At 59.8% G+C, this 331-nt stretch carries 1 pseudogene; it reads left to right on the plus strand.

The features are described from left to right. Nucleotides 1-331 (plus strand): annotated as a pseudogene (locus tag KEM60_RS14500) (cytosine permease); the annotation flags it as partial.

The raw sequence follows: 331 nt of genomic DNA on the forward strand, positions 1-331 counted from the left end.
TTTACCCCGGATATGTCGCGGTATAACCGGTCGGTGGCTGACGTGGTCAAGCAGACCGTGGTGGGTGTGACTTTGGGTGAGTATTTCGTCGGTGTGATCGGCGTACTCCTGGCCCACGCCCTGAAAGTCTCCGTCCCAGACGACTCCATCGCAGTCATCGAGATCATCAAATCCACCTCGGGCGCCATCGGCGTCCTCGTGCTGGTGGTCTCGATCATCAAGGTGAACGACTGGAATCTGTACCCGTCGAGTTTGGGTGTGGTCAACGCGGTGGATGTGTTGGCGGGGATTCGGTTGCCGCGTGCTGGTGTGGCGTTGGGGTTGGGTGCGC

Source organism: Austwickia sp. TVS 96-490-7B (assembly GCF_019331795.1).
Classification (GTDB): Bacteria; Actinomycetota; Actinomycetes; order Actinomycetales; family Dermatophilaceae; genus Austwickia.